6 protein-coding genes and 1 pseudogene are annotated in these 9,408 nt (G+C 61.3%); 3 read left to right on the top strand and 4 right to left on the bottom strand.

Features of this window, described 5'->3' with window-relative positions; genetic code table 11:
* The 3 genes and pseudogenes from U9R61_RS16915 to U9R61_RS16905 form a co-directional block, all read left to right on the top strand.
* Positions 1 to 1,455: pseudogene (locus U9R61_RS16915) on the top strand (hypothetical protein); the annotation flags it as partial.
* Positions 1,455 to 2,102 (top strand): hypothetical protein, encoded by a 648-nt coding sequence (locus tag U9R61_RS16910; protein ID WP_322489987.1) that lies wholly within the window; start codon positions 1,455 to 1,457, stop codon positions 2,100 to 2,102. The pseudogene U9R61_RS16915 and the gene U9R61_RS16910, both read left to right, overlap by 1 nt.
* 20 nt (positions 2,103 to 2,122) lie before the next feature.
* Positions 2,123 to 4,138 carry a glutamate mutase L gene (locus U9R61_RS16905; RefSeq protein WP_322489986.1) on the top strand — a complete coding sequence of 672 codons (2,016 nt, stop codon included), beginning with the start codon at positions 2,123 to 2,125 and terminating at the stop codon, positions 4,136 to 4,138.
* 71 nt (positions 4,139 to 4,209) lie between these two features.
* On the opposite strand, the gene U9R61_RS16900 is transcribed toward U9R61_RS16905, so the two are convergent.
* The 4 genes from U9R61_RS16900 to U9R61_RS16885 all read right to left on the bottom strand — a co-directional run bounded on the left by U9R61_RS16900 (position 4,210) and on the right by U9R61_RS16885 (position 9,214).
* Positions 4,210 to 5,241, bottom strand: a complete 1,032-nt coding sequence (locus U9R61_RS16900) for a 2-oxoacid:ferredoxin oxidoreductase subunit beta (protein WP_322489985.1) — start codon at positions 5,239 to 5,241, stop codon at positions 4,210 to 4,212.
* A 27-nt stretch (positions 5,242 to 5,268) separates the two neighbouring features.
* On the bottom strand, positions 5,269 to 7,101 hold the full coding sequence (locus U9R61_RS16895) for a 2-oxoacid:acceptor oxidoreductase subunit alpha (RefSeq protein ID WP_322489984.1): 1,833 nt from the start codon (positions 7,099 to 7,101) through the stop codon (positions 5,269 to 5,271).
* Between the two features lie 130 nt (positions 7,102 to 7,231).
* Entirely contained in the window at positions 7,232 to 7,975 is a 744-nt protein-coding gene (locus tag U9R61_RS16890) for a peptidylprolyl isomerase (protein WP_322489983.1), read from the bottom strand.
* Between the two features lie 339 nt (positions 7,976 to 8,314).
* On the bottom strand, positions 8,315 to 9,214 hold the full coding sequence (locus tag U9R61_RS16885) for a UV damage endonuclease UvsE (RefSeq protein WP_322489982.1): 900 nt from the start codon (positions 9,212 to 9,214) through the stop codon (positions 8,315 to 8,317).
* Positions 9,215 to 9,408 lie beyond the last annotated feature (194 nt).

Raw genomic sequence — 9,408 nt, 5'->3', positions numbered from 1 at the left:
CCGGCGTGGTTGCGGGGCGAGGAGCCGGCCGCGCCGAGCGAGGTGCCGGCGTGGTTGCGGGGCGAGGAGCCGGCCGCGCCGAGCGAGGTGCCGGCGTGGTTGCGGGGCGAGGAGCCGGCCGCGCCGAGCGAGGCGCCGGCGTGGTTGCAAGACGCCTCAGCAGGCCATATTGAAACCCCTGACTGGTTGAACGTAGAAGCGCCATCAGATGCGATGCCGTGGCTGCAAGCCGAATTAGCGGGATTGCCGGCAGCCGCTGAACCGCCGCCGCCGACAAGCTCAACGAGTGACGAATTCTTTAGCGGTGCAGAACTGCCGCCATGGTTGCGCGCCTCTCCTGAACGGGTGGTTGAACCGACCGTCTCTTCTGCCATCACGTGGTTGGAGCGTTTACGCAATCGTGAAGCCGAAGTTGAAGAGGAGACAGTTGCAGCCCCAGAGATTGCGGTCATTAAGCCACCCTTGCCGGCTCCTGCGTCGCGCACGGCTGATCAGATTGCAGCGATGGCCTTACTCGAACGGCTGATCCAGTCGCCATTGCCAATGCCGGCGCCAGTGGAACAACCGGCTGTTGTGCGCCGCCGTTTGCCGTCGATGGAACAGTTGCTTGCATTGGCACTGCTGATTATCGTTTTGGCGGGCACGTTATTGCCGAATCTGATGGGGCCGTTTGTGCAACAGGTGCAACCCTCGCCAGCGGCGATTGCGCTCAGCGAAAAGTTGGCTGCTTTGGGTAGCGATGATGTGGTGCTAGTCGCGTATGAGTGGGGCGCGCAGCGGGTGGCTGAATTGCGCCCGCTTGAGCAGGCGTTGCTCGATCAATTAATCGTCGATCGCACCAAGTTGATCATTGTCAGTACCGATCTGCAAGGCGCGCTGCTCTCGTTCGATCTGATCGGCCCGCTCCGGGCAGCTGGGTATAACAACGAAAATGGCGTCACCTTCGGCGGGCGCGATTACGTGTTGCTGGGATACCGTCCGGGAGGCGAGTTGGCGTTGCGTAGTATGGCGATTGATCTGCGTGGGCAATTGCGCCGTGATTATACCGGTCAAGATGCGACTGCTGGTTTGCTGGCAACTCGACCTGATGGTTCGCCGCGCGTGCAAACGCTAGCCGATCTGGCGTTGATTGTGGTGATGGCCGATCAGGTGCAAGATGTGCAAGCTTGGATGGAGCAGATTCATAGCGCGGCGCCAAAGGTGCCGATTGCCTTCTTGTTGCCGCAGGAGGTTTACCCGCAAATCTTGCCATATCTGCGCTTGCCAAACGTCTATGCGGTGGCCGGCCAGCGTGGCGCGAGCGATCTGCTAGCGGCTGGCGTTGCCGATGAAGCGGTAACCACGATGCTTGCAGTGCAGACATGGGCGACAATTGCGTTTGTGGTCGTGCTAGCGTTGGGCGGTCTCGTTGTGGTCATTGGCCGGTTACGGCCTGCAGCGCGAGGGAAAGCTTGATGGATGTTGCGATTACGCTGATTCCGGTGTTGCTGACCCTCTTGGTCTTTAGCCGTTTAGTGGGTGATACACTGGCGTTTCGTTTTGTCCAATATCTCTTTGTTGGGGTGGCGCTAGGCTATGCGGTGGTGGTTATTTACCATCAGGTGCTGCGTCCGGTGGTGCTCGATTTGCTGGCAGTGAGCGGCCAGCCGGTATTGGCGACATTGCGTTTGATCCCGTTTGTGTTGGCGGTGTTGTTACTCACCCGCGTCAGCGGCCAACAGACCGCTTCGTGGCTGGCAAACATCCCGCTGGCGCTGGTGTTTGGGGTTGGCGCAGCGTTGGTGGTCGGCGGCGCGTTGATCGGGACGATTCTGCCGCAAGTGCTCGATGCCACCCGGCAAGATATGTCCTCTCCGGCTGCCGTGCTGGGCAGCGTGGTGTTATTGATCGGCTCGATCGTAACGCTGCTCTCGTTTACGCTGACCCGTTCACCTGATCCCAACCGTCAGCGCTGGATTGATAGCGCGGCGCGGGTGGGGCGGTGGGTGCTATTGCTGGCCTTTGGCTTCTTTTTGGCCGGCAGTATCAGTTCGTACCTCGCTGCATTGAACGAACGGTTACTGTTTATTGTGGAATGGGTACGGGCCGTGTTGGGTGCATAAGGCCGTAAAGGATAACGAGCATGGTTGAGGTTGTGCGCGCGGTGCTGGTAGTGGAAATTGGCAGCGTCACCACGCGCGTGTCGCTGATCGATCTCGTTGATGGCGAGAGCCGGTTGATTGCTCAGGCCGAGACGCTCACTAGCCGCGAGTTGCCATATCAAAATATTTTCTTCGCCGTGCAAGAAGCGACGGCGCAGTTGGCTGATCTTACCAGCCGCCAGTTGCTGCGCGATGGCCGCTTGCTTATTCCGCAAACCAGCGCTGGCGATGGGATCGATGCGGTGGTGGTAATGGCATCAGCGCTCGAACCGTTGCGGGTAGTCGTGACGGCGGTTGCCTCTGATGTCTCGGCCCGCAGCGCCTTGCACGCAGTGCGCGGCGTGCCAAGCGTCACGTTAGCCGTCTTGACGCTTGACGATACGCTGGGCCGTCCGCCAGTGACTGATGATCAATCGTGGATCGAACGCCAGCTCGAAACGCTGCTGCCACTCTTGCCCGATGTGATTGTTGTGACCGGTGGGGTTGAAGGCGGCGCCGTTGAGGCGATGAGCCGGCTTGCCCATCTGGTTAACTTAAAACTCTTGTTTAGCGAAACCATTCGGGAACCGTTGCCCACCGTCATCTATGCCGGTAATACCGCGGCGCAAGCGCAGGTGCAGATGGCGTTGCGTGAACGCAATACTGATGTACTTACCGTGGCCAATGTGCGCCCGGCGCTTGACCGCGAAGCACTCTCACCGTTGCGACAGGCGTTGCTGGCCCGGTACGCGCGCCAATTGGCCGATTTGCCCGGTCTCAGCCAGTTCGATCGTGACCATCTCACGCTCTGCACGGTGGTTGAGGCGCAGTATGCAATGACCCGGTTTCTGGCCGAGCGGCGGCAACAACCGGTCTTGTTCGTTGATGTGGGAGCGACAGTGACAACTCTGATGGCGGCTGCACCCGGTGAGATCCATGCGGCGATCCACGGTGTTCGTGGTACGGCCTATGGTGTTGCCAATCTGCTGAACGAAGTTGGGCCAGCTGCAATGAGCCGCTGGCTGCCGTTTGCAATTGATGAATCAGAGCTGGTGGAACGGCTGCTCAACCGGGTGTTACGCCCGCAGACGATGCCGGCGACACGCGAGGAATGTTATCTCGATTTGGCGCTCATCCGTGAGGCGTTGGCGCTAGGGATGGTAGGCCTGCGCGATGAAGCGCCTGATCTTGAGTATAGCTGGTTATTTGCCAGCGGCGGGCCGTTCATTCATGCCCCGCATCCCGGTATGGCGTTGCTGGCCTTGCTCGATGGCTTGCAACCCGGCAACGATCTGCCCGGCTTGCTGTTGCATGTGCATCTTGACACGCTCAGCCTGTTAGCAGTGTGCGGCGCATTGGCCGCTATCAGCGCCGACGCTGCGCTGTCGGTGTGTGACCATGATCTGTTGGCGAATACGCCGCTGGCGACGTGTATTGTGTTGCAAGGCGGCAGCCGGTTCGGTGAGTCAGTGGCTGACGTGGAGCTGATTACAGTTGGCGGCGGCAGTGAGACAGTACAGGTGCGTTACGGTGAAATAGTGCGACTGCCGCTATCACCGGGCCGGTACGCTCAGGTGAAGGTGAAGCCGATTGCTGGGGTGCGGGTTGGCCGCGATGCCCTCGGTGAGCCGGTTGAGAGCGATCCGGCTGCGGTGCCGGGCAGCCTGCTTGGACTGATCATCGATGCGCGCGGGCGTCCGCTCGTGTTGCCTGACAATGGCACCGAGCGACGCCGGTTGCTGTGGTCGTGGCTGCGTGCGCTTGGCGCTGAACGCAGCGATAGCCCCTACCCTGAAACGGAAGTTGCGTTGCCGCCGGCACCTGCGGTGCCTGAAGCGACCCCGCCGCCGGCAGCCGCCAAGCCGCGGGGAGGGTGGTTTGGTCGTAAGAAACCTGCTGGACCGGAGACGGAACCTACGCCGCCGGCAGCCGCCAAGCCGCGGGGAGGGTGGTTTGGTCGTAAGAAAGCATCTGGGCCAACAGTTGAAGAGTCGCCGCCATCGGTACCAAAGTCGTAAGGGCGGGTTGGAAACCCGCCCTTACCATGTTGCGTTAGGTTAGGCACCTCTCCGTGTGCTATATCCTCTATCTACTCGCCCACTAGCTCGGCCACTACCGCCGCAAACGCTGCCCGGCTGGGACGCAAACGTTCCTCTGGCAACGCCGCAATGGGTGTCTGACCAATGCCGAGCGTCTCGGCCAGCGTGGGGCGGCGCTCGTTCAGGTAGATCAATCCAGTCACAAACTCGTTCGCGGCGCGCGCCTCTTCGAGCAGCGCCAGCGCTGCCATCCGGTCGGTGGGATCGTGATCGCGGTGCAGCTTGCGTAGCCGGATCACCGGCCCATCGTGCAGTTGTACATCGCGCGCCTCACCCGGTTCGTAATCGATCGTCACCTCTTCGTAGTGCGGAATGAAACTAATGTCGTGGATCGGCGATTCGTGGGTTTTGCCGTAGGTATAGCTCTTGGTCGAGCGGTCATGGTTGTTGAAGGTGACACACGGGCTAATCACATCGATCACCGCTGCGCCGTGGAAATTGAAAGCGGCTTTGATCAGCTCGCGCACCTGCTTGGCATCGCCGGCAAACGAGCGAGCCACGAAGCCGCAGCCGGCCAAGATTGCTTCGGCGCACACTTCAATCGGCGGCAAGTGATTGACGCCGGCGTGCTTCAGCTCTTGCCCCTCGTCGGCGGTGGCCGAGAATTGGCCCTTAGTCAGGCCATACACCCCATTGTTTTCCACAATATAGACCATCGGCACATTCCGCCGCAGTAAGTGAATAAACTGGCCGAGACCGATGCTGGCGGTGTCGCCGTCGCCGCTGACGGCTAGCGGACGCAGAGTGTGGTTGGCAAGATGCGCGCCAGTCGTAACCGAAGGCATCCGCCCGTGCAGCGAATTGAAGCCGTGCGAGCGGCCAAGGAAGTACGCCGCCGACTTGCTCGAACAGCCGATGCCGCTCATACGGATGACGGTATGCGGTTGTAACGAGAGTTCAAACGCGGCGGCGATAATCTGGCTGGCGACCGAGTCATGGCCGCAACCGGCGCAGAGGGTCGAAGGCGCGCCGCGGTAGTCGTTTTTGGTCAAGCCAATCGCATTCACAGTTGCTTGGGTCATCGTTGTCCCTCTATCGTGCAACGTTGCTTACTTGCTCATCACCAGCGCCAGCTCACGCATCTGTTCCAACACCGCTATGATCTGATCACGCACAAATGGCGCAGTGAGCGGCAAGCCATCGCACCGCGCCACCGAACCGAGCCGGGTGGCGTAGGCCGGGCAATGGAGCCGGAGCAGCTGGTGCAACTGGCCATCGTGATTCTGCTCGATCACCACACAATATTGGTGGCGGGCGATAAAATCGGTCACTTCCGGGCCGAGCGGCAACGCGCGCACCCGCATGCTGCTGGTGTCAACCCCGGCGGCGGCCAGCAGATCACGCGCTTCAGCAATTGCCGGTGCGGTCGAACCAAACCCGATCAGGCCCACGGTCGCCTGCGGATGGAGATCGACTACCGGGCGCGGTACCATACGGCGGGCCGTTTCGTGCTTGCGCCAGAGCCGAGCCATATTGCGCTGCCAATCGTCGGGCCGCTCGCTATAGACGTTGCGTTCGTTGTGACCGGTGCCGCGGCTGAGCGTCGCTGCCAGCGGGTGCGGGTTGCCGGGCAGCGTTCGGTAGCCGATGCCGTCGCCGTCAACGTCGGCAAAGCGGGCATACGAAGTGAGTTTAGCCAAGTCTTCGGCGCTGAGCACCTTGCCGCGTTGCAGCGGTTGCTCTGGGTAGGTGAAGGGGCGACTCATCCAGATATTCATCCCCAGATCAAGATCGCTCAGCACAAAGACCGGCGTTTGCAGATATTCGGCGAGATCGAAGGCCAGTTGAGCATCGCCGTAGCACTCTTCCATCGTACCCGGCAGCAAGACGACGTGGCGCGTGTCGCCGTGTCCCAGATAGTAGACCGAGAGCAAATCACTCTGCGCAGTGCGGGTCGGCAGGCCGGTCGAAGGGCCAACCCGCTGCACATCCCAAATCACAGCCGGAGTCTCGGCGAAGAAGCCGAGCCCGGCGAACTCGGTCATTAGCGAGATGCCCGGTCCGGAGGTTGCGGTCATTGCGCGGGCACCGGCCCAGCCGGCCCCGATCACGATCCCTAGCGCGGCGATCTCATCTTCGGCTTGGACGACAGCACAAGTCGCGCCATTGTCAGCCGGGCGCAGGCGGGGGAGATAGCTCTCGAGCGATTCAATCAGGCTGCTGGACGGGGTGATCGGATACCACGCAACTACCCCGACGCCGCCGGTAATCGCGCCGATCGCAGCGGCGGTATTGCCGTCGATCAACATCATACCGGTCGTGGCCTGCATCCGGGCCACCCGGAAACGGTGATGGGCCGGCGAGGGGTTGTTAGCGGCCCACGCCTGCGCTACCCGGATCACAGCTAGATTCAGCTCGACTGCCGATGCTTTGCCGCGGAACTGGTGTTGCACGGCTTTGCCCAAAACGGCATCTTCGATCTCCAACAACGCCGCCAACGCGCCAACGTACGCCATATTGGCAGCATAGGGGCGCAGGCGTTGGCCCACTCCCACCTGATCGAGAATCTGGCGCACGGGGAGCGCAAGCGGGATGATGTCAGTACGCTGTGGCTGCCATGGCCCATCAGCCGGGTAGAGACAGATCCCGCCCGCTGGCAACTGGGCGAGGTCTTCATTGGCCGTGCGCGGGTTAAATGCCACCAAAATCGGCGTCTCGGCGGGGCGAGCAGTATAGCCGGCTTGGCTCACCCGCAGCGTATACCACGTCGGTTCACCTTGGATGTTGGAAGGAAAGAGGTTCTTGCCAGAGACGGGAATACCCATCTGAAAGATGGCCCGCATCAGCACCATATTTGCCGTCTGGCTGCCGGAACCGTTCACGGTGGCGGCAGTGATGGCGAACTCGTTGACGATCGGTTGGGGTGGTTGGGGGGATTGCATAGCCTCCTCGCAGCGCAAGCTCGACATTGAGCGATAGATCCTATTATACGCGGGAGAAGCGGGCTAGAGCAAGGAGCGACGTTGCCAAGCAACGCCGCTCCAGTAGAGGCGTGATGATCGTTGCGTTTCGCTATGACTCGGTAATCGTAATCCCCAGAATCGTCTCACCCGGTCTCGTCAGATCGGCTGGGTTGCTCGGATCGCGCAACGGAATGCCGTCAACGATCTCTTGGCCCTGAATCACGCGGCCAAAGATCGTGTATTGCTCGTTGAGCCACGGGGCTGGTGCGGTGGTGATGAAGAATTGCGAGCCGGCGCTGTTGGGATCCGACGAGCGAGCCATAGCGACGATGCCGGGTTGGTCGAAGAGAATTTTGTCGGTGAACTCAGCCGGGATTGAGTAGCCGGGGCCACCGGTGCCGTCGCCGCGCGGATCACCGCCTTGGGCCATAAAGTTCGGCAGCACGCGATGCCACGTCAACCCGTTGTAGAAATTCTGGCGAGCAAGGAAAACGAAATTATTGACCGTCTGCGGGGCGATGTCGGGCAATAGCTCGATCACAATCTCGCCGCGGGGCGTGTAGATGGTTGCCGTGTACTTCTTGGCCGGATCGATCGCCATCGGCGGCGGGCTGCTGTACTGGTAGGTGGTGGCCGTCGGCATGATCGGCATCGTGCTCGTAGCCGGCGTTGGCGCCGTGGTTGGCGCCGCGACGGTGGGGAGTGGCGGTGTGGTTGGCGCTGGCGCGGCAGCTGGCGGTGCAGCGCGGCTGATTAACAAACCGGCAACCAACCCAAGAATGAGTAACAGAATCGCGATGGCCACAATGCCGGCCAGCGGGTTTGCAGCGGAAGATGGACGTTGTGAGCTCACGGTACACCTCAATGCAATCTGAATCTGCCGCAGGCATTATACCGGTGAGAGGGCAAGCGTGACAAGTGCCGTAATCGGTTGCAGGTAAGACTTCTATCTCCGGCAAAGGCGCAGAGGATGCTCAACGCAAAGGCGCAGAGGGGGCAAAGGAGGGACGCAGAGGGCGCAAAGGAGTTTGGAATGAGCATTATCCTCGGCGCGCTGTGCGTCCTCTGCGATGATCTATTTCCCTCACCTTAGCCCTCAACCCCGCTGGGAGAGGGAGACGTTCTCACTTCCTTGCTAGGTTTAATGCGTTGGTGTCCACCCCTAAACCCCGGTGGGAAACGGGAAGGACGTTCACCCCACCCGCTCGGCCCAATCCGGCGCGGAGTGCGTGAGGTCGTGGCGCAAACGCAGCAGCGCCAGATCGCCGGCTTTGGCTTCGAGCATCAGATCGAATGGCGGCAAGCCGCGGCTGGCCGCGAGCAGCTCGATGGCGTCGCGAGCCACGATAAAATCGGCGTGCTGGCCGGTGCGCGGTGGTAGCACCCGCGTCGTGCCGTTGCGTCCCGGTAAGAGGTGGGCTTCGCTGCGCTGGCTGCTCAGATGCACTTCGGGACGTACATTGCGCGGCCATGTAGCAAGGCAAACCCCTAATGCGACGGGCAAGCTCCACCGGTCGGGGTTGTGCAACTGGAAGTGGAGGTAGTCAAACACGATAGGCGCACCAGTGCGGGCGGCCAACTCAAGCAGGGCGCGTAACGAGGGGCCGGTGGCGGTGTGTTCAATGGCGGTGCGCTGGCGGGCATTGGCTGAAAGGGCAGGCCAACGGCGGGCAAAGCGTTCGAGGGCAGCATCATCGCCGGCACCGGTATGGATCACGAGGGTGTGGTTCGTCGCGTTGGGTTGATCGAGCGCCGCTAAGAGCTGCGCTGCGCTTTCGATCATAGCGATTACCTCGGCAGCGGTGGCATCATCGGGGTGGCTGAGGCTCAGCGCTGGATCGAGGTGGATGCCAAGCCGCAGATTGAGCGACGCGATCCGGTGGCCGAGCAGTTCGATCTGTGCGTGGCAATCTGCTAGATCGGCTGGCGTGATGTGGCGCGGCATGGCAAACCGGTAAAACCGGATGGCATGGCGTTCGAGGTAGCCGATTACATCGCGCAGGTGTGTGAGCGCGATGCTAAGGTGGGGCGGCGAACCGCCGGCAAGGCCGGGTTGGTGGACGGTGCGGACAGCGAAGCCAAGCCGGATCATAGGTGTGCTGGTTCGATAAACGGTGACGATGCCCGCTGTGGTGGCCCTGATGCGCGTCATGGCGCGGCATCTCGCCTCGTCATAGCGGCCCCGGCGCTACTCTGATCGTGATCTATCGGCAAGTCGCTATAATGTATCAGCGTATGGGCATGCTATGGCGAGGGTGTGACGCACCCGCAGTAATCCCCTCTACC

The organism is Chloroflexus sp. (assembly GCF_034431535.1).
In the GTDB taxonomy this organism is placed as follows: Bacteria; Chloroflexota; Chloroflexia; order Chloroflexales; family Chloroflexaceae; genus Chloroflexus.
The sequence above is the reverse complement of the archived record's forward strand: the minus strand, read 5'-3'. Positions and strand labels throughout refer to the sequence as shown.

What these genes read in the sequence shown, in the direction of transcription:
- U9R61_RS16910 (WP_322489987.1), top strand. Translation starts at nt 1,455, where the DNA reads ATGGATGTTGCGATTACGCTGATTCCGGTGTTGCTGACCCTCTTGGTC.
- U9R61_RS16905 (WP_322489986.1), top strand. Translation starts at nt 2,123, where the DNA reads ATGGTTGAGGTTGTGCGCGCGGTGCTGGTAGTGGAAATTGGCAGCGTC.
- U9R61_RS16900 (WP_322489985.1), bottom strand. Translation starts at nt 5,241, where the DNA reads ATGACCCAAGCAACTGTGAATGCGATTGGCTTGACCAAAAACGACTAC.
- U9R61_RS16895 (WP_322489984.1), bottom strand. Translation starts at nt 7,101, where the DNA reads ATGCAATCCCCCCAACCACCCCAACCGATCGTCAACGAGTTCGCCATC.
- U9R61_RS16885 (WP_322489982.1), bottom strand. Translation starts at nt 9,214, where the DNA reads ATGATCCGGCTTGGCTTCGCTGTCCGCACCGTCCACCAACCCGGCCTT.